The 19,869-nt window shown below is 66.7% G+C and carries 17 protein-coding genes and 1 other RNA gene; 9 read left to right on the top strand and 9 right to left on the bottom strand.

Translation table 11 applies throughout. The features are described from left to right. The first annotated feature begins 113 nt into the window (after positions 1-113). From ACQFZP_RS03945 to ACQFZP_RS03955, 3 genes are all read left to right on the top strand, one after another. The gene (locus tag ACQFZP_RS03945) at positions 114-938 is read left to right on the top strand and encodes a Nif3-like dinuclear metal center hexameric protein (RefSeq protein WP_179556636.1); all 825 of its coding nucleotides are present in this window, start codon (positions 114-116) and stop codon (positions 936-938) included. A gap of 102 nt (positions 939-1,040) precedes the next feature. Next, entirely contained in the window at positions 1,041-1,775 is a 735-nt protein-coding gene (locus ACQFZP_RS03950; RefSeq protein WP_211890407.1) for a zinc ribbon domain-containing protein, read from the top strand. Between the two features lie 149 nt (positions 1,776-1,924). Next, entirely contained in the window at positions 1,925-3,076 is a 1,152-nt protein-coding gene (locus tag ACQFZP_RS03955) for an ABC transporter ATP-binding protein (RefSeq protein WP_104253354.1), read from the top strand. Positions 3,077-3,290: 214 nt separating this feature from the next. Here ACQFZP_RS03955 and ACQFZP_RS03960 read toward each other — a convergent pair whose 3' ends face one another. From ACQFZP_RS03960 to ACQFZP_RS03970, 3 genes are all read right to left on the bottom strand, one after another. Then, positions 3,291-4,253 carry a carbohydrate ABC transporter permease gene (locus ACQFZP_RS03960; RefSeq protein WP_104312043.1) on the bottom strand — a complete coding sequence of 321 codons (963 nt, stop codon included), beginning with the start codon at positions 4,251-4,253 and terminating at the stop codon, positions 3,291-3,293. After that, positions 4,250-5,380 (bottom strand): carbohydrate ABC transporter permease, encoded by a 1,131-nt coding sequence (locus ACQFZP_RS03965; protein ID WP_179556637.1) that lies wholly within the window; start codon positions 5,378-5,380, stop codon positions 4,250-4,252. Before ACQFZP_RS03965 ends, ACQFZP_RS03960 begins: the two co-directional genes overlap by 4 nt. Positions 5,381-5,492: 112 nt before the next feature. After that, complete coding sequence (locus ACQFZP_RS03970; RefSeq protein WP_104312041.1) at positions 5,493-6,809, bottom strand: ABC transporter substrate-binding protein; 1,317 nt, start codon at positions 6,807-6,809, stop codon at positions 5,493-5,495. A gap of 324 nt (positions 6,810-7,133) precedes the next feature. Here ACQFZP_RS03970 and rnpB point away from each other — a divergent pair. Continuing rightward, an RNA gene (gene rnpB, locus ACQFZP_RS03975) (RNase P RNA component class A) lies at positions 7,134-7,522 on the top strand. 67 nt (positions 7,523-7,589) lie between these two features. Here the strand turns inward: rnpB and ppgK are convergent. Together ppgK and map are read right to left on the bottom strand one after the other, a co-directional pair. Further along, complete coding sequence (gene ppgK / locus ACQFZP_RS03980; protein ID WP_179556638.1) at positions 7,590-8,372, bottom strand: polyphosphate--glucose phosphotransferase; 783 nt, start codon at positions 8,370-8,372, stop codon at positions 7,590-7,592. A gap of 51 nt (positions 8,373-8,423) precedes the next feature. Next, positions 8,424-9,296 (bottom strand): type I methionyl aminopeptidase, encoded by an 873-nt coding sequence (gene map / locus ACQFZP_RS03985; RefSeq protein WP_179556639.1) that lies wholly within the window; start codon positions 9,294-9,296, stop codon positions 8,424-8,426. Positions 9,297-9,308: 12 nt separating this feature from the next. On the opposite strand from map, the gene ACQFZP_RS03990 reads away from it, so the two are divergent. Further along, complete coding sequence (locus ACQFZP_RS03990; protein WP_104312039.1) at positions 9,309-9,497, top strand: hypothetical protein; 189 nt, start codon at positions 9,309-9,311, stop codon at positions 9,495-9,497. A 29-nt stretch (positions 9,498-9,526) separates the two neighbouring features. On the opposite strand, the gene panB is transcribed toward ACQFZP_RS03990, so the two are convergent. Continuing rightward, a complete protein-coding gene (gene panB / locus ACQFZP_RS03995; protein ID WP_249312021.1) occupies positions 9,527-10,354 on the bottom strand; it encodes a 3-methyl-2-oxobutanoate hydroxymethyltransferase in 828 nt (275 codons plus the stop codon). A gap of 75 nt (positions 10,355-10,429) precedes the next feature. On the opposite strand from panB, the gene ACQFZP_RS04000 reads away from it, so the two are divergent. Next, positions 10,430-11,767 (top strand): glutamine synthetase family protein, encoded by a 1,338-nt coding sequence (locus ACQFZP_RS04000; protein ID WP_104253347.1) that lies wholly within the window; start codon positions 10,430-10,432, stop codon positions 11,765-11,767. 3 nt (positions 11,768-11,770) lie between these two features. Then, the gene (locus ACQFZP_RS04005; protein ID WP_211890408.1) at positions 11,771-14,788 is read left to right on the top strand and encodes a bifunctional [glutamine synthetase] adenylyltransferase/[glutamine synthetase]-adenylyl-L-tyrosine phosphorylase; all 3,018 of its coding nucleotides are present in this window, start codon (positions 11,771-11,773) and stop codon (positions 14,786-14,788) included. Between the two features lie 52 nt (positions 14,789-14,840). Here ACQFZP_RS04005 and ACQFZP_RS04010 read toward each other — a convergent pair whose 3' ends face one another. Continuing rightward, entirely contained in the window at positions 14,841-15,167 is a 327-nt protein-coding gene (locus ACQFZP_RS04010) for a hypothetical protein (protein ID WP_104312036.1), read from the bottom strand. Positions 15,168-15,298: 131 nt separating this feature from the next. Further along, positions 15,299-16,723 carry a type I glutamate--ammonia ligase gene (glnA, locus tag ACQFZP_RS04015; RefSeq protein ID WP_104312035.1) on the bottom strand — a complete coding sequence of 475 codons (1,425 nt, stop codon included), beginning with the start codon at positions 16,721-16,723 and terminating at the stop codon, positions 15,299-15,301. Positions 16,724-16,890: 167 nt separating this feature from the next. Between glnA and ACQFZP_RS04020 the strand changes: the two genes are divergently transcribed. After that, positions 16,891-17,316: an RDD family protein gene (locus ACQFZP_RS04020; protein WP_179556644.1), complete on the top strand. Its 426-nt coding sequence runs from the start codon at positions 16,891-16,893 to the stop codon at positions 17,314-17,316. Between the two features lie 36 nt (positions 17,317-17,352). Here the strand turns inward: ACQFZP_RS04020 and ACQFZP_RS04025 are convergent, their stop codons facing one another. After that, on the bottom strand, positions 17,353-18,072 hold the full coding sequence (locus ACQFZP_RS04025) for a DUF4191 domain-containing protein (protein ID WP_104312033.1): 720 nt from the start codon (positions 18,070-18,072) through the stop codon (positions 17,353-17,355). A 116-nt stretch (positions 18,073-18,188) separates the two neighbouring features. Between ACQFZP_RS04025 and ACQFZP_RS04030 the strand changes: the two genes are divergently transcribed. Then, positions 18,189-19,862 (top strand): hypothetical protein, encoded by a 1,674-nt coding sequence (locus ACQFZP_RS04030; protein WP_211890409.1) that lies wholly within the window; start codon positions 18,189-18,191, stop codon positions 19,860-19,862. The last annotated feature ends 7 nt before the right edge of the window (positions 19,863-19,869 follow it).

A 19,869-nucleotide genomic window follows, 5' to 3' on the forward strand; every position in this document is an offset into this window, starting at 1 on the left:
CGTCTCCTGGGGGAAACTCTGATAGAAGGACTCCCGGGGGAAGGAGCAATGAACTGCTCACTCTACGCGGAAAGTCCAGTGGTTGGCCGCATCACCGCGGCTAGGATCGCCCTATGGTGACCCGACTGCGCGACGTGCTGGAATTTGCCGAGAGAAGCTGGCCAACCGCGGGGGCGGAGGCCTGGGATTCGGTCGGACTGGTGTCCGGTTCGCCCGAGGCGGCCATCACCCGAATCCTGCTGGCGGTGGATGCGACTCAGATCACCGTCGGCGAGGCGGTCGATACCTCGTCTGACCTCCTGCTCGTGCATCACCCGCTGCTCCTGCGCGGTGTCACGACCGTCGCGGAGACGACCGCGAAGGGGGCACTCCTCGCGACCCTCATCCGAGCCCGGTGCGCGTTGATCGCGGCCCACACCAACGCGGACGTCGTGGAGACCGGGACCTCCGCCGCGCTCGCCGCAGCGCTTGGCCTCGAGGGTGCTGTCCCCATCGTCGTATCGAGCGACCACCCGAGTCGCGGACTCGGCCGCGTCGGTCTCCTGCCGGAACCGATGACGCTCGGTGCGCTCGCCCGGAGGGTCGCCAGCATCCTGCCGGCAACCGCCACGGGCATCCGGGCCGCGGGCGCGTTCGACCGGGTCGTCGAGACGGTCGCACTCTGCGGAGGTGCGGGCGACTCGCTGCTCAGCGAGCCAGCAGTCGTGAGCGCCGATGTCTACATCACGAGCGACCTCCGGCATCATCCCGCGTCCGAGGCTCTCGAAGAGACCCTCGCGAGGGGGAGCGGCCCGGCGCTCATCGACACCTCGCACTGGGCGAGTGAGTGGCTGTGGCTGGATCACGCCGCGCGCGAGCTGCGGGAGGCGTTCCCCGAGGTGGAGGTCGAGGTCTCGGAGCTGCGGACGGACCCATGGGACTTCGCCATCCCGCAGTAGTCGACTCAGCGCACGAGAGCGCGCCCTGTGCGGGCAGCGCGCGACTTCACGACAGAATGAGAGCACTATGAACGTCATCCAAGACATGAACACGGGCCGGGCATGAAGGCCAGCGAGGCGGACCAGCGGCGTCTGCTCGAACTCGCCGACGTCGACACCAAGCGTCGACGGGTGCAGCACGTCGCGAAGAATCTGCCGGAGCAGCATCACCTGAACGCCCTCGATGAGGAACGGACGCAGCATCGCGCGGAGGTCGTGCGGTTGCTGGGCCAGCTCGAGGATTCCCGGAGTGAGCTCAGCAAGATCGAGTCGGATGTGGCGACTGTGGAGGCGCGTCTCAAACGAGACGACGAGCGCCTGCAGGGCGCATCGAGCCGCAAGGACATCGAGGCGCTGCAGCGCGAGATCGAGGTGCTCCAGCGTCGTCGCTCGATCCTCGAGGACGGCGAACTCGAGGTCATGCAGCGCGTCGAAGAGCAGACCGCCGCTCACCAGGCAGCGCTCGAGTCGCAGCGCGGGGTCGAGGAACGCGCGACCGATCTCACCGTGCTGCGGGATGCCGCCCGCGACAACTTGAAAGGCGAGTATCGAGTGCTCGCCGAACAGCGGGAGAGCGTGCTTGCCACGCTCCCGAGCGATCTCGTGGCGCTCTACGAGAAGCAGCGGGAGCGGTACGGGGTCGGCGCGGCCGAGCTCATCGGCATCATCACGACCGGCACGAACGTCGCGCTCGATCGGCCGGAGCTCGAGAAGATCCGCCGCGCCGCGCCGGATGACGTCGTGATCTGCCCGGATTCCGGTGCGATCCTCGTGCGCACGGAGAAATCCTCGCTCTGACTCGAACAAGTCGCGCGCCCGCCGCTGAGTTCTGACATACTCAGTGGTGGAGCGCCGACGGCGTCGCTTGAAGTGAAACGCATCGTTGCTCCTCACCTATTACTACGGATCGTCCGGCACGTACCTGCCGGTAATGAGGGAGTACTCCTATGGCAACTGTGACCTTTGAAAGCGCCTCGCGCATCTACACCGAGGGCGCTCGCCCAGCGGTCGACAGCTTGGACCTCGAGATCGACGACGGAGAGTTCCTCGTCCTCGTCGGCCCGTCCGGCTGCGGCAAGTCGACATCGCTCCGCATGCTCGCAGGCCTCGAAGAGGTGAACCGCGGACGCATTCTCATCGGCGACCGCGACGTCACGCACCTCCCTCCCAAGGACCGCGACATCGCCATGGTGTTCCAGAGCTACGCGCTCTACCCGCACATGACCGTCGGCGAGAACATGGGCTTCGCGCTCAAGATCGCCGGCATCAACAAGGAAGAGCGTGCGAAGCGCGTCCTCGAAGCCGCCAAGATCCTCGACCTCGAGCCCTACCTCGACCGCAAGCCGAAGGCGCTCTCGGGTGGCCAGCGTCAGCGCGTCGCCATGGGCCGCGCCATCGTCCGCAGCCCCCAGGTCTTCCTCATGGATGAGCCGCTCTCGAACCTCGACGCGAAGCTGCGCGTGCAGACGCGCACGCAGATCGCGAGCCTCACCCGCCGTCTCGGCGTCACGACGGTCTACGTCACGCACGACCAGACCGAGGCGCTCACGATGGGCGACCGCATCGCCGTGCTCAAGGACGGCGTGCTGCAGCAGGTCGGCACACCGCGTGAACTCTACGCGAAGCCGAAGAACGTCTTCGTCGCCGGCTTCATCGGCAGCCCGTCGATGAACATCTTCGGTGCCGACCTGACCTCCGAGGGCGTCCGCTTCGGCACCGACGTCATCCCGCTCGAGCGCGCGACGCTGGCGAAGCTCAAGTCGGGCACCGCGACCGTCGGCGTTCGCCCGGACGACATCATCATCTCGCGTGAAGAGAAGCCCGGCCTCAAGGTCGAGGTCGACCTGGTCGAGGAGCTCGGCGCCGAGGGCTACCTCTACGGCCACTCGATGATCGACGGGAAGCGCACGGACATCGTCGCTCGCGTCGACGGTCGCAGCCACCCCGAGGTCGGCGAGACGATCTACGTCACGACCGACAACGACCACATCCACATCTTCGACCCGGAGACGGAGCAGCGCATCAGCGGTGCGCTCACGGAGGCCATCCGCCTCCAGGAGGCGAATGACGCTCTCGCGAGCGGCGCGGCTACCAGCTAGCACTCTTCGAAAGCACGGAACGCCCTCCGCAGATCTCGCGATCTGCGGAGGGCGTTCTGCTGTCCGTATCCACCTGCGCGCCGCCGTCTCCCTGCGCCGCGGTCCTCCCCGCGGTTCGGATGCAGCGCGGAGACGCGCGCCGCACACGAAGGAGGGGGAGCCTCGCGGCTCCCCCTCCTCGGTGTTGCTGGCACGTGATGGTGCCGGCGGGGTTCTACCCCTTTGTGGATCCAGCCAGGAGGCCGCGGACGAAGTATCGCTGCAGCGAGAAGAACACGATGAGCGGAACCAGGATGGACAGGAACGCGCCGGCTGTGAGCAGCGGCCATTCCTGACCGCGGGAGCCCGTGATCTCGGCGAGCAGCTTTGTCATCGGGGCGACCGCACCGTCGGCGAACACGAGCGCGACGAGCAGGTCGTTCCAGACCCAGAGGAACTGGAAGATGCCGAACGAGGCCACTGCGGGCAGCGTCAGCGGGACGATGATGCGGAAGAAGATCTGGCCGTGGCTCGCGCCGTCGACCCGGGCCGCTTCGATGACCTCACGCGGAATCTCTGCGATGAAGTTGTGCAGCAGGAAGATCGCGAGCGGCATGGCGAAGATCGAGTGGGCGATCCATACCTGCGCGAATCCGGCGTCGGCGCCGAACGCCGCGATGACGGGGACGCCGAAGATCTCGCCGCGAGCGAAGAGCTGCAGGAGCGGGACGAGCGCCATCTGGATGGGCACGACCTGCAGTGCGAAGACCAGGATGAACAGCCAGTTCTTGCCCTTGAAGTCCATCCAGGCGAACCCGTAGGCGGCGAGCAGCGCGATCGCGAGCGGGATGACCGTCGCGGGGAGGGCGATCACGATCGAGTTGAGGAAGGCCTGCGCCATCGTCAGCTGCGTGTTGCCCGATGCGAGCACTTCGACGTAGTTGTCGAAGGTGAAGCCCCAGTTCTCGAAGATCGTCCACCAACCGGTGCTGACGACCTCCGCCTTGGGGCGGAACGAGGAGACGAAGAGCCCGAACGTCGGGATGGTCCAGATGACGGCGATGGCGATCGCCGCGACGGTCGCCCATCGACTGGTGAGATTCTTCTTGACCTTGCCGCTTGTGCTCTGCTCGCCTCGCGCGAGCTGCTCCGCCGTCTTGGTGTCGACGGGAAGTTCGACTGGAACGATGGCGCTCATCGGATCTCCCTCTGCTTCTTCATCTGGTTCGCGTTGTAGATGATGATCGGCAGCACGAGGATGAACAGCACGACCGCGAAGGCGGCCGATCGTCCGGTCTCGAAGGTCTTGAACTGCGTGTACATCTCGTTGGCGATGACGCTCGTGTCGTTGGCGCCTGCGGTCATCGTGCGAACGATGTCGAAGACCTTCAGCGACGCGATGGAGATCGTCGTCACGACGACGACGAGCGACGAGCGGATGCCGGGAACCGTGACGTTGATGAAACGCTGCCACGGGTTGGCGCCGTCGAGCGAGGCGGCCTCGATCTGGTCCATCGGCACGCCCTTGATGGCCGCTGACAGCACGACCATGGCGAAACCGGTCTGCACCCAGATCAGGACGATGATGAGGAAGAACGTGTTGAGCGGCGACTCGGCCAGGAAGTCGTACGGCTGTCCGCCGAACCAGACGAGGATCTGGTTGAGGAGGCCGATCTGGTCCTGGTCTGCGGGCCGTGCCGTGTACATGAACCGGAAGATGATCGACGCGCCGACGAACGAGATGGCCATCGGCATGAAGACGAGCGCCTTCAGGAACTTCTCGCCGCGCGACTTGTCGATGAAGACCGCGTATGCGAGGCCCGCGACCGTCGACAGGATCGGCGTCACGACGACCCAGATGATCGTGTTGAAGACCGTCCGGAGCCCGCTCGGCTGCGTGAAGATCCAGATGAAGTTCTCGAGGCCGACGAAGTCACCGGCCTTGTTCGTGAACGCCTGCCCGGTCGTCTGGATGCTCGGCACGATGAGGCCGACGACGACGAGGATCAGGGCTGGGCCGAAGAAGCCGATGAGACCGATCAGGTAGCCGGCGCCTTCACGCGACCGGCTGTCGAGCCAGAAGAGGAGCGCGCCGAGCACGATGGCGATGATGGCCGCCCACGTGTAGGTGCCGAGGATGAAGACGAGCGCGACCGGGACTGCGATGCAGACCACGAGACGGAGCACCGTGTACTTGGTGCCGGGACGAGGAGCGAGCTCGACGAAGTAGACGATGAGCGCGACCACCGCGAGGAACGCGATGATGACGATCGGGACTTGCAGAAATGGTGGCAATTGAGCCAACCACGTGAAGAAACTTGCCATGGTGACCTTCCAGGGTGGCAGACAAGCACGTTCGTTCGCGGGGGACGACGTCGTCCGTGCGGTGGAATGCGTGTGGAGCACCCGGCGGACGCCGGGTGCTCCACACGAGTGCTTAGCTGGAGGGCCAGCCGGATTCGATCTGGGTCGTCACGGTGTTGACGTCCGTGCCGTTGATCCAGTCGATGATGCCCTTCCAGAACGTACCTGCGCCCACTGCCGACGGCATGAGGTCAGAGCCGTCGAAGCGGAAGGTCGTCTCGGGGTCCTGAAGGATCTGGATGGACTCCTGCAGGATCGGGCTCTTCGCGTTGGCAGGGTCGAGACCCGTGTTCGCGCTGATCACGCCGCCGAGTGCGACGCGGCTGTTCGCCCACTCCGGGCTGGAGAGGTACTCGAGCACCTTGACCGTGTCCTCGTCCGAGTTGAACGATCCGACGATCTCGCCGCCACCGGTGACAGCCTGCTCCTTGCCCTCTGCGGGGGGCGTCATGAAGGCCCAGACGTCGCCGTCCTCACCCACGGTGCCGCCGGCTTCGGTGATGAAGCCGTCGTAGAAGGAAGCCTGGTGGTGCAGTGCGCACGTGCCGTCGACGAGCTTGGGGGCGACGTCGCCGAATGCCGTCGAGTTGATGGAGCGAACGTCACCGAAACCTGCGTTGACGTAGTCGGGGTTCGTGAGGATCTTGCCTGCCTCTTCGAACGACGCCTGGATGCGCTCGTCGGTGAAGGGGATCTCGTTGGCGACCCACTGGTCGTACACCTCCGGTCCGTGCATGCGGATGACGAGGTCTTCGATCCAGTCGGTTCCGGGCCAGCCGGTTGCCGCGTCGGAGCCGAAGCCCGCGCACCAGGGCGCGGTTCCCGTCTTGCCCTGGATCTCACCCGTCAGCGTGACGAGCTCTTCCCACGTCTTCGGGACCTCGTAGCCGTTGTCCTTGAAGAACTTGGGGGAGTACCAGACGAAGCCCTTGAGGTTCGCCATGAGCGGTGCGCCGTAGACGGTGCCGTCGTAGGACGAGTACGTCTTCCAGTCCTCGGACCAGTACTCTTCGAGGTTGCTCACGACGCCCTCGGGGGCTTCGGTGAGCAGTCCCGTGCTGGCGAGGTCGCCCATGAGGCCAGGCTGCGGGAAGATCGCGATGTCGGGCGGCGTGCCACCCTGTGCGCGCACGGAGATCTGCGTCTCGAACTCCTTGGAGCCCTCGTAGACGATCTCGATGCCGTTCTCCTCCGCCCAGCCGGACCAGGACTCCTCGAGGAGCTCTGCTTCGGCGTCAACGATGGTGCCGTAGATCGTGACCTTGTTGTCACTGGGGGCACCTGAGTTGTCCTGCACGCCGGGTCCGCCTGAACAGGCGGTCAGACCCAGACCGGCAACTGCGAGTGCGGCAACCGCTGTTGCGGCTCGCCGCTTCGTGGATGTTGTCATTGAACTCCTCCTTAAGTCCTTGACTGCGAGTGAACCGCCGTTACGGGCAGTCATTGCCCGGATTCGCTGCGAGAACGCGGCGGGTCGTGCACAGCATTCCTGAGATCTGCGTGTGGAAATGCCGTGCGCTTTTGGAGCGTACACGAACATATGAGTTCATCCACGCCGTTCACTAAGTCGTTATCAAGCGATGTCCCGCGCGGTAGGAAGTGCCTCGGCGTGCGCCGAATTTGTTGTCTGACACGACGATGCCAGCTCGCTCGCGAGTGCCGCGGCGTCGCGACGGTTCGTAGCCACGTCCAGGGCGGTAGCATGGCACGTGAGTAGGTCGACCAGGCGGTCGCGTCATGGGAGACCATGCCGAGGAACGTCCGGGCTCCACAGAGCAGGACGGTGGGTAACGCCCACCCGGGGAAACCCGCGAGACAGTGCCACAGAAAGCAGACCGCCCCGCCGCCGCTTCCTTCGAGGAGCGGGACGTCCTCCGGGACGCAGGGGTAAGGGTGAAAGGGTGGGGTAAGAGCCCACCGGGTGCCTGGTGACAGGTGCCGCACGGTAAACCTCGTCCGGAGCAAGGCCATACAGGGGATGACGACGCTGCTCGCCGAGTCCCCGGGTAGGCCGCTAGATTCGCGCGGCAACGTGCGAGCGAGAGAGATGGCCGCCCCCGACGCAAGTCGGGACAGAACCCGGCGTATCGGTCGGCCTGCTCACCTCAGCTTGGAGACAGGAGGCCGGGGGCGACGCGTCGCCCCCGGCCTCCTGTCGTGGAGAGCAGCCCTACACCCAGTGCTCTGCCGCAAGGCACGCGGATCCGACGATCCCGGCGTTGTTCATGAACTCTGCGACGACGATCGGCGTCTCCACATCGATGTAGTGGAGGAACTCATCGGCCTGTTTCGAGATGCCCCCGGAGACGATGAACACGTCGGGGGAGAACAGCGCTTCGAGCTGGCGGTAGTAGGGGGTGAGGCGGGCGCCCCACTCCGCGAACGAAAGCTCCTCGCGCTCCCGAACCTTCGACGAGGCGTACTTCTCGTAGTCGCTGTGCTCGCCGATGCTGATGTGGCCGAGCTCCGAGTTCGGGAACAGGTGGCCGCCGTAGAACATCGCGGTGCCGATGCCGGTGCCGAGCGTGGTCATGATGACGCTGTCGAGCCTGCCGTGCGCGACACCGAATCGAACCTCGGCGATGCCGGCCGCATCCGCGTCGTTGGCGAGTGCGACCTCGCGGCCCACAGCTTCCGAGAACGCCGCGCGTGCCGCGAAGTTGATCCACAGCGGTGAGATGTTGGCGGCGGATCGGGTCACGCCGTGCTTGACGATCGCAGGGACGCTGATGCCGACCGGCACGTCGGTGTCGCCGTCGAGGTCCTTCGCCCAGATCTTCCGGACGATCTCCATGGTCGCGTCGATGACCTCGCGGGGGTCCCCACCGACCGGCGTCGGGACCTTCCGCCGCTTGGAGAGCAGCTCTCCCGTTCGCAGGTCGACAAGCGCTCCCTTGATGCCGGTCCCGCCGATGTCGATGCCGATGGCCTTCGTGGCTCTGCTCTTCCCCATGCCCGCGAGCATATCGGGCGCGGAAGCCATAGCCCTTCTGTGCCGTGGGCGTCAGGCGGTGGGAACCGTGAGCAGGCGCGCACCGTCGGCGGTCACCACGACGGTGTGCTCCCACTGCGCGCAGCGGGACCCGTCGGCGGTCACGACCGTCCATCCGTCATCCCAGAGACGCCAGTCCGACGTTCCGAGCGTGAGCATCGGCTCGACCGTGAAGACCATGCCCTCTTCGATCACGGTCGTGTACTGGGGAGCGTCGTAGTGCGGGATGATGAGGCCGGAGTGGAAGGCCCCGCCGACCCCGTGACCCGTGTAGTCCCGGACGACCCCGTAGCCGAACCGGCCCGCGTACTTCTCGATGACTCGGCCGATGATGTTGACCTGGCGACCCGGCTTCGCGGCGGCGATACCGCGCATCATGGCCTCGTGGGTTCGCTCGACGAGCAGCCGCGACTCTTCATCCACCTCACCGACGAGGTACATGCGGTTCGTGTCGCCGTGCATCCCCTCGAAGTAGGCGGTGATGTCGACGTTGAGGATGTCGCCCGATTCGAGCCGTGTGCCGTCGGGGATCCCGTGGCAGATGACTTCGTTGAGCGAAGTGCAGCTCGCCTTCGGGAACCCGCGGTAGCCCAGCGTCGATGGGTAGGCGCCGCGGGCCGTCACGAAGTCGTGGGCGATGCTGTCGAGCTCGTCCGTCGTGATGCCAGGTACGACGTGCTGCTCCAGGTGCTGGAGCGCGTCGGCGGCGATGGCGGATGCGCGAGCGATGCGTGCAACCTCGTCCGGTGTGTACACGTCACCACCGGTCCACGCGTCCGGTGCCTGCTTGCCGACGTACGGCGGGCGTGCGATCGAGGAGGGAACGGATCGGACTGGTGCGCTTGGGCCGGGCGTGAGGAGTCCGGTTCTCGGGTCTTTCGGCATACGCTTGAGCCTATGACCGATACGCATGCACAGGAATTCTGGTACAACTCGCGCACGGGAGAGGTGGAGGTCGGAAAGCAGTCCCTCGGCTCCGAGCTCGTCGGCCCGTTCACCTCCGAGGCGGAGGCCAGGCGCGCCCCCGAGAAGCTTCAGGAGCGCGCCAAGGCCTGGGCTGAGGAGGAAGCCGACGAGGACCGCTGACTCGCACCTCCGTCGGTTGGTCGACGGGGCTAGCTGGTCTGGTCTTCGAAGCTCTCGGCGGCAGAGGGGAACGCGCCGGACTTGACCTCGTCGCGGTACGCGGAAGCCGCCTCGAGCAGCGTCGTGCGAAGGTCCGCGTACTTGCGGACGAATCGCGGAACGCGCCCGGTGCCGAGGCCCATCGCGTCAGTCCAGACGAGGATCTGCCCGTCGCACTCGGCACCGGCGCCGATGCCGATGGTGGGGATCTCGAGTTCTCGCGTGATCTCGGCGGCGAGCACGGCCGGCACCATCTCGAGCACGACGCTGAAGGCGCCAGCATCCTGCACGGCTCGTGCGTCTGCGCGCACGCGCTCAGCGGTGTCGCCCCGGCCCTGCACGACGTGCCCGCCGAGACCATGCTCGCTCTGGGGCGTGTAGCCGATGTGCGCCATGACCGGGATGCCCGCCTCCACGATGCGCTTGATGGTCGCGTGCGATCGCACGCCGCCCTCGAGCTTCACCGCCTGCACGCCTGCTTCCTTCATGAAGCGGACCGCCGTGTCCAGCGCCTGCTCCGGTCCGCGCTCGTAGCTGCCGAACGGGAGATCTGCGACGACGAGGGCTCGCGACACGCCGCGCGCGACGGAGCGCGCCATGGGAATCAGCTCGTCGACCGTGACGGGAAGCGTGGACGTCTCGCCGAGCACGGTCGTCGCCGCAGAATCGCCGACGAGAAGGACATCGATGCCGGCTTCGTCAAACACCGCAGCGGTCATGGCGTCGTAGCTGGTGAGCGCGGTGATGCGCTCACCAGCGGCCTTGGCCGCCTGGAAGTGTCGAATTCGGACTCGCTTCGGTGCACTGGCCTGAGACATGCAGGCCATCATACGGCGGGGCGGGCTCAGGCCCAGTAGCCTATGGAGAGGCGCACAACAAGAATTGGAGCCCGAGTGGACAAGCAGCAGGACTTCGTACTCCGCCAGATCGAGGAGCGCGGGATCAAGTTCATCCGCCTGTGGTTCACGGATGTTCTCGGAACATTGAAGTCCGTGGCTATCGCACCGGCGGAGGTCGAGGGTGCCTTCAATGAGGGCATCGGGCTCGACGGCTCCGCCGTCGAGGGCTTCACGAGGCGCTCCGAGGCGGACATGCTCCTCCACCCGGACCCATCGACCTTCCAGATGCTGCCGTGGCGTGGGGACATCGACCCGACGGCGCGCATGTTCTGCGACATCTCGACGCCTGATGGCCAGCCCTCCGTGACCGATCCCCGTCGGGTCCTCCGCCGTGCGCTCGACGTGGCCTCGGCGCAGGGCTTCACGTTCTACGTGCACCCCGAGATCGAGTTCTACCTGCTGAAGTCGGATGAGGCGCTCAACGGCGAGCCCGTGCCCGCCGACAACGCCGGCTACTTCGACAACGTCCCCGGTGGCACCGCGCACGACTTCCGTCGCCGCGCCGTCCGCATCCTGGAAGACCTCGGCATCTCGGTGGAGTACAGCCACCATGAGGCTGGCCCCGGGCAGAACGAGATCGACCTCCGCTTCTCCGACGCGCTCAACACGGCCGACAACGTCATGACGTTCCGCACGGTCGTCAAGGAGGTGGCCATCGAACAGGGCGTGTACGCGACGTTCATGCCGAAGCCCATGTGGCAGCACCCGGGCAGCGGCATGCACACGCACGTCTCGCTGTTCGAGGGCGACACCAACGTCTTCCACGAGCCGGGCGCCGAGTACCAGCTCTCGAAGATCGGCAGGCACTTCGTCGCGGGTCTCCTCAAGCACGCACCGGAGATCACGGCCGTGACGAACCAGTTCGTGAACTCCTACAAGCGCATCTGGGGTGGAGACGAAGCCCCCAGTTACGCCTGCTGGGGCCACAACAACAGCTCGGCGCTCGTGCGCATCCCGACCTACAAGCCCAACAAGGGCGGCTCGGCGCGTGTCGAGTACCGCGGCATCGACTCGGCGGCGAACCCGTACCTCGCGTACGCGGTCCTGCTCTCCGCCGGGCTCAAGGGCGTCTCGGAGGAGTACGAGCTTCCCGCCGAGATCGAAGGCGACATCTGGGAGATGTCGCCTCGCGAGCGCAGTGTGCTCGGCTTCGACCCGCTGCCCTCGAGCCTCAACGAGGCCATCTCCATCATGGAGAACTCGGAACTCGTGGCCGAGACGCTCGGCGAGCAGGTGTTCGCGTACTTCCTCGCGAACAAGCGCGCCGAGTGGAAGCAGTACCGCGCTCAGGTCACCCCGTTCGAGCTGGCCTCGAACCTGCACGCCTTGTAAGCCGTGCGCTCCGACGGACTGCGCACACGCCTCGCGAGGGCTGGTTTCGCCGCGCCAAGCGAGGCCGAGCCGCACCTCGCGGAACTGACCGAGCTCACGGGCGTGCGCGCGGACGACCTGTTCTCGGTCGTCGACGAGCGCGTCGCAGACCCGGACCAAGCGCTGCAGTGGCTCGTGTACCTCGCCAGGCAGCACCCGAGCGCGGTGGACTCGCTGTTCGCCGAGCGGCCCAACGCGAAGACGGTGGTGCGCCTGCTCGGCGCATCGACTGGTCTCGCCGAGTTCTTCCTCCGGCATCCGCGCACGATGGAGGTCGTCCAGTCGGGCGAGGCGGAGCTGCCGACCCGTGAGGAGCTGCAGCGTCGCATGGCGGCGAGCGTGGGCGTGGACGCCGAACGTGCCGACGCCGACGGCGGCTTCGGCATGGCGGTGGCGCAGCTGACCGGTTCCGATGCGATTCGCTCGCTCCGCGTCCGCTACCGCACCGAACTGGCGCGCATCACCGCGTTCGACCTCGCCCAGGACGATCAACGCGGGTGCGTTCGAGAGGTGAGCCGCGCGCTCGCCGACCTCGCCGGAGAGACGCTGGATGCAGCCATCATGGTCGCGCGAGCTGAGGCGCAGTCGCCGCCGAGCGGTTTCGGTCGCTTCCCCACCGAGCAGGTCGAGTGCGTCCGCCTCGCAGTCATCGGCATGGGCAAGGCGGGCGCGGAAGAGCTCAACTACATCAGCGACGTGGACATCATGTTCGTCGCCGAGTCGTCAGACCCCGAACAGGTCGCCGTGCCGAAGGCCGTCGAGATCGGGACACGGCTCGCGAGCCTCACGATGCGCGTCATCGATTCCACCGACGTCGAGCCGGCCCTGTGGGAAGTGGACGCGAATCTCCGCCCGGAGGGCAAGGACGGCGCGCTGGTCCGGACCATCGACTCGTACGCCAAGTACTACGAGCGCTGGGCGAAGAACTGGGAGTTCCAGGCCCTCATCAAGTCACGGGCCATGGCGGGTGACCTGCGCCTCGGCTCGGACTTCGAGCGCAGAGTCGAACCGCTGATCTGGGCGAGCGCGAGCCGGGCCGACTTCGTCAAGCAGGTGCGCGCCATGCGTGAGCGCGTGACCGACCACATCCCCGCCGAGGAGGTCGACCTGCAGCTCAAGCTCGGCCCGGGCGGTCTGCGAGACATCGAGTTCACGGTGCAGCTGCTCCAGCTCGTGCACGGGCAGCACGATGAGAGCGTCCGAGAGCGCTCGACGCTCGCGGCCCTCGAAGCGCTCAGCGAGGGCGGGTACATCGGGCGGGATGACGCGAACCAGTTCTCCTCGGACTACGAGTTCCTGAGGCTGCTCGAGCACCGTATCCAGCTGCGAGCGCTCCGACGCACCCACCTCATGCCGACCAGCGACATCGAGCGTGCCGTGCTCGCGCGCTCCGCCAGCTTCGCGAACTCCCGAGAGCTCACGGACGAGTGGCAGCGGGTGAAGCTGCGGGTCAGAGGCCTGCACGAGAAGGTCTTCTACCGGCCGCTGCTCTCTGCGGTCGCCGCCCTGCCGACGGCTGGCTTCGCGCTGAGCTCCGACCAGGCCGAGGCCCGACTGCGCGCGATCGGCTTCCTCGACCCCAAGGGTGCGCTCGCGCACATCACCGCCCTCGTGAAGGGCGTCTCCCGGCGGGCCATCATGCAGCGCACGCTGCTCCCGGTGCTCATCGGCTGGTTCTCGCAGGGGAGCGACCCGGACAGCGGGTTCCTCGCCTTCCGGAAGCTCTCCGAGCGTCTCGGCGACACCGCCTGGTATCTGCGGCTGCTCCGCGACAGCTCGGCCGCTGCGAAGCGGCTGACCCAGCTGCTCTCGGGTTCCAAGTTCGCCGCGGAGTTCTTCGAGCTCTACCCGGAGGCCGTCAAGTGGCTCGACGACGACGCGCAGCTGAAGCCGCGCTCGCTCAACGCGTTGCTCGACGAGGTCGCGACGACGATCCGTCGTCACGACGACGAGGTGGCCCTCAGGCGTGCTCTGCGCACGTTCCGCCGCCGAGAGGTGCTCCGTCTGGCGATCGGCGGGCTGCTGAGCCTCATCGACATCAAGCAGACGGGGGCCGGCCTCTCGGACATCGCGACGGCGACCCTGCAGGGCGCGTACGACGCGGTCCGTCGCATCGACAAGGTCGAGTATCCGCCATTCGCGATCATCGCCATGGGCCGCTACGGCGGCCGCGAGCTCGGTTTCGGCTCGGACCTCGACGTGCTCTACGTGTTCGAGCCCGGTGACTTCTCCAACCCGGACCTCGCGAGCCGACGAGCCCTGGCGCTCGTGCACCGCATCGTCGAGTTCACGGCGGACCCGCGGATGCCGATCGACCTTGATGCGGGTCTCCGGCCCGAGGGCAAGTCGGGCCCGCTCGTGCGTTCCCTGTCGGCCTACCGCAGCTACTACGCGCGGTGGTCGCTCGGGTGGGAGACGCAGGCGCTGCTCCGCGCCCACGATGTCGTCGGCGACGCGAACGTGCGCGACCGCTTCATGGACCTGGTCGACGATGTGCGCTACGGCAAGGAGCTCTCCGAGGACGGACTGCGTGAGGTGCGCCGGATCAAGGCGCGCGTGGAGAACGAGCGGCTTCCGCAGGGAGCTGACCCGAAACGCCACCTGAAGCTCGGCCGCGGATCCCTGAGCGACGTCGAGTGGCTCGCGCAGACCCTGCAGCTGCAGCACGCGATGCACACCGCGCCGCTTCGCACGACGTCAACCCTCGAGACCCTCGACGCCGCCCAGGAGGCGGAGCTACTGACCCTCGCTGAGGCCAATCAGCTCAAGGACGCATGGCTCTTGGCGTCTCGCGTGCGTTCGGCGCTGTACCTGGCCACGAACAAGCAGTCGGACCTCCTCCCGCAGGACGGTCCGACGCTCGACGCCGTCGCGCGGGCGCTCGGCTACGCCCCTGGCTCGGGTCCGCTGCTGGAGGACGACTACTTGGGTGAGACGCGCCGCGCACGGCGCGTGTTCGAGCGACGCTTCTACGGGGAGTAGCGCCGACGCGAGACCGTCACGCGCGGACCGGCCGGGACTCCGTGGAACGGGTCTAGGACCCTGCGGCCTGCTGGTCGAGAATCGCCCGCTCGAGGCTGTCCGCGATCAGGACGGCATCGAGCCCGGATTGACGGCCGATGCCGACGGCGTGCTGCGCCTCGTGGGCGGCGAGGGCCTGCAACGCAGACTTCGCGGTGGTGAACTCGTGGGCGAGGAGCTCGTCGATGCGGCGATCCACGTCGGCATTGTGCCGCTGCCAGTCCTCGCTCTGCGGCTCGGACGACAGGCGGCGGACGGCCGCCGCGTGGATGCTCGCCGCGAGGCGCTTGTGGTGGTCGATGGCGGCCAGGGCTTGCGCGCGAAGCTCTTCGTCATCCATCCGTCCAGCTTGCCACGTCCTCGGGCGCCAGCCTGAGCGGAGACAGAGACACCGCCACCCGCTCCGGACGTGAACGGAACCGGCCCGCCTCGCAGGAGCGAGACGGGCCGGGTGCGGAACTGCGCTACAGGCTAGACGCCGTAGTAGAGCTCGAACTCGTACGGGTGCGGGCGCTGCGCGAGCGGCTGCACCTCGTTGACCGTCTTGTAGTTGATCCAGTTCTCGATGAGCTCCGGCGTGAAGACGTTGCCCTTCGTCAGGTACTCGTGGTCAGCCTCGAGCGCTGCGAGCGCCTCGGGCAGCGAGGTCGCGAGCTGGGGAATGCTCTTCGCCTCCTCCGGGGGAAGCTCGTAGAGGTCCTTGTCGACGGGCTCGTGCGGCTCGATGCGGTTCTGGATGCCGTCGAGGCCAGCCATGAGCTGGGCGGCGAACGCGAGGTACGGGTTGGCTGAAGCATCCGGTGCGCGGAACTCGATGCGCTTCGCCTTCGGGTTGGAGCCCGTGATCGGGATGCGGATCGCAGCCGAGCGGTTGCCCGCCGAGTAGACGAGGTTGATGGGGGCTTCGAAGCCCTTCACCAGGCGGTGGTAGGAGTTCGTGGTCGGGTTCGTGAACGCGGCGAGCGAGTTGGCGTGCGCGAGCAGTCCACCGATGTACCAACGAGCTGTGTCGGAGAGCGAGCCGTAGCCGGCCTCGTCGTAGAAGAGCGGCTCGCCGTCCTTCCACAGCGACTGGTGCGTGTGCATTCCCGAGCCGTTGTCGTTGTAGAGCGGCTTCGGCATGAACGTGGCCGACTTGCCCCACTGCTCGGCCGTGTTCTTGACGATGTACTTGAACTTCAGGATGTCGTCAGCGGCGCTGACCATCGTGTCGAAGCGGTAGTTGATCTCCTGCTGGCCACCCGTGCCCACCTCGTGATGTGAGCGCTCGAGGATGAAACCGGCTTCGATGAGCTTGAGCGTGATGTCGTCACGCAGGTCAGCCGTCTTGTCGACGGGGGAGACGGGGAAGTATCCGCCCTTGAACGGCGTCTTGTTGCCGAGGTTGCCGCCCTCTTCTTCGCGGCCCGAGTTCCAGGCGCCCTCTTCGGAGTCGACCGAGTAGAAGCTCTGGTTCGACGTCACGGAGTAGCGCACGTCGTCGAAGATGTAGAACTCTGCCTCGGGAGCGAAGAACGCGGTGTCGGCGATTCCCGTCGAGGACAGGTAGTCGACAGCCTTCTTCGCGACCTGGCGGGGGTCGCGGTGGTAGATCTCACCCGTGCGGGGGTTGTAGATGTCGAAGACCATGATCAGGGTCTTCGCCTCGCGGAACGGGTCGAGGTACGCCGTCGTGACGTCGGGGATGAGCTGCATGTCCGACTCGTGGATCGACGCGAAACCGCGGATCGAGGAGCCATCGAAGAGCTGGCCGACGGAGAAGAACTCCTCATCGACGGTCGACGCGGGGATGTTGAAGTGCTGCTGCACACCGGGGAGGTCGGTGAAGCGGATGTCGAGGAACTTGACATCGTTGTCGGTGATATAGGCGAGGACTTCAGACGGTTCTTTGAACATGGCTTCTCCGGGTCGTGTCGAAGGTGTTGGCGGACGGGGTCCTGTCATAAGCTAACCACTCGCTGTTGCCCCGTGGTCACTGTTATGTTTCGCGCACGTTACGCAGAGCGTGATAGTGCGCCGTCAGCGGCCCGATCTCTGCCTCGCTCCGACGGTAAGCTTCTCGGATGCCCGCACAGTCAAGCAGCCCGGAGTTCGCACGTCCGGAGAACAACCGCTACCCGGGCTACCGCCTCGGGTATCCGGAAGAAGGGCGTGGCAGCATGGCGCCGATGCGCCGCCGCGTGCCAGCGCTCATCATCGACTACGCGGCCGCCGCGGGTCTTGCATTCGTGTTCTTCGAGTACGACTCGATCGCGATCCTGCTGCTCTTCTTCGCGATGACGACCGTCGGCATCATGCTGTTCGGCGGCTCCCTCGGGCACCTGGTGTTCCGGATGCGCGTCACGCGCCTCGACGGCTCAGCGCCCGGCTACCTTCGACCCCTGCTCCGTCAGCTGCTGGTGACGCTCGTGCTCCCCATGCTCGTGTGGGACAGCGACCAGCGCGGCGGCCACGACATCATGACGAGACTCGCCCTGCGGCTCGTGTAGAGCAGCAGGGCGAGTCTGTGGCGGGGATGCTGCAGATCAGCGCATCTGCGAACGCGAGGAGCGCATCCGCATCGGGTCGATGCCCTTGGGGATAGGGAGCGCGTTGCTGCCGAGGGCCTTCAAGCGGCTCGTCACGGCGACGATCTCTGGCTTGGTGAGCTTCTTCGGGAGCTTGTTGAGCGTCTTCCGGATCTTCACGAGCTTCACGTCGTCGGCGCCGGTGCCCACGTGGAAGTGGTGGATCGGCACGTTCGGCAGGATGCGAGCCGTCTTGCGGCGCTCGTCGTCGAGCAGCCGCTTCGTGCCGGCCTTGCTGCCCTCGGTGAGAATCACGACGCCGGGCTTGCCGATGGCGCGGTAGACCGCGTCCTGCGTCTTCGCGTTGAACGCGACGGGCATCTCGCTCGTCTGCCACGTTCCGCGCAGGGCGCTTGTGAGCACCTGGCCGGCGGCACCCGCACGGCCTTCGAGCTGCCCGAACGCAACGCGTTCGGCCCGCCAGTTCAGCGTGAACATGAAGAGGAGCACACCGACCATGAGGCCGAGGATCATCGTGAGGATCCAGATGAGCGCGTTCGACCCGGGGAGGAAGATGCTTACGAGCGCTGCGATGATCAGGGGGACGAGCACGGCAGCGGCCATGATCCAAGGTGCGGTCTTGTCGTACTTGACCGTCATCTTGAGGACTTGCCAGATCTGCTTGAAGCGACCCGGCTCTTTTTCCGCTGCTGCGCTGGCTTGTGGAGAGTTCGCCATAGTGCATCCAGAATACCGGCACTTCACCCCGTATTCACATTCGGACTCGTGACGACTTCTCCACAGACGATGAAGCTCGTCCGCTCCGGTCCCGAACGGGGCGTCAGGATCTTCGTGTGCAAGCCAGAGATCAGCGCAGAACCGACCGCAGCCCGGCTCCCACCTACCTCGATATCGCGGGTTGGCGGGTCGTCGACGTGCTGTCCAGCGACGGCCCCTGGCACCGCTACCTGGCTGTGGCGCGGGAGCGGGCGGCGTTGGAAGAGGACGACTGGCTGGCGAGCGCATCGCGATCGCGCCGGCAAGCGACCGCTCCCGTGCCCACGGAGGCCGTCGAGCTTGTTGTAGAGGCATCAGCCGGCCAGGGACTCACGCTCTCTGAGGTATGCGTGCTGCTCGAGGAGATCGATGCGCCGAGTGCTCCTGTGCTCCGGGATATCGGTCAGAACGAGCAGCGGCAGGCGGTGGCCGTCCTCGAGGCCACCCCTGGGTCGAGTGTGGAGGAACTGCTCGACCGGCCTCACCCCCTCACAGCCGGCGAGATCGTGACGATCCTTGCTCCCATCGCGGAGACCCTCGTCGAGCTCCACGAGCACGGCGTGGCGATGGGCACGTTCGGGTGCGACGACGTCCGCCTGACCCTGGCCGGGCGACCGGTGCTCAAGAACTGGCAGCTGCTGACTCGTCTCGAGCAGAAGGGCCGTCCGCACGCCGGTGCTCTCCGAGACTGGCGATCCTTCGAGTCCCTCGCGGATCTCGTGCTGGCGCAGCTGCCGACGGAGACGGAGCTGCCCGCCGCACTGGAGCGGGAATTCGATCGCTGCCTGTCGGGGGAGGTGGATGAGGGGCTCGGTGCGCGACTCCTCGACGCCCTGTTCACGTGGCAGGACGCCACGGACATCCAGGACCCGGCGGCAGGTGAGCCGGGGCCCTGGCGTGCGGTGCTGGCCGAGCAGGCGCCGGGGCCTGCCGCGGGCAGTCCCGTCATGGCCCCGTCCGCGGATGGCACCGTGGGCCGAGTCGCTGGTCCGACGCTTCTCGATGGGGAGGACCCGAGCCAAGCCCGGTCAGCGGATGTCGTTCACCGGGGGGACATCGATGGACTCCGACGTCCGTTCGCCGCCAGGGGGCGCGACGCCCAGTTTTCGCGCGAGGCCGCCAGCAGACATGAACGGCGGTCGCGACGACGTTCCGGCTCGAGGGTGCCACTCCTGTCGGCCATCCGGATGCCCTACCGAGTCGCGGCGGTGGCCGCGCTGGTCATGTGCCTGTGCGCGGTGTTCGTGGGAGTGGTCGGCAGTCGCAGCGGGGGAGCGGACGCTGGGAGCGCGAGCGGTGGCAGCGCCGCTCCGGCTGCGAGCTGGCAGACGCAGCAGCCTCACGGAGAAGCCTCCCCCGAAGCGCAGATGGCCGCACCTCCCGAACAGCCGGCACCGACGGAGGAAGTGCCAGACTGGCGAACCGCGGCTGCGAGCGATGATCCTGCCGCGGCTGCTGCGGCGCTCGTGGGACGACGGACCGAATGCCTCGCCACGGCGGCCGCCGGCTGCCTCGAGGAGGTCTACCAGAGCGACGCGCCGGGACTCCCTGCCGACCTCAACCGGCCCGCAGGAGCCGAGGACGAGCTGGTTGGCCTCTCAGTGGCGACGCTCCGCGATCGCTTTGGAGATTTCGCGGTCGTGGAACTGTGGCCCCAGAACGCGGTGCAGACGGCGGAAACGCCACCGGCCTCCCTCACGATCGCTCGTGGGGAGGCCGGATGGCGTCTACGCGATGTTCGAGTGGCGTGAGCCCCTC

This window comes from Pseudoclavibacter sp. Marseille-Q434, from assembly GCF_050315415.1.
Taxonomy (GTDB): Bacteria; Actinomycetota; Actinomycetes; order Actinomycetales; family Microbacteriaceae; genus Pseudoclavibacter.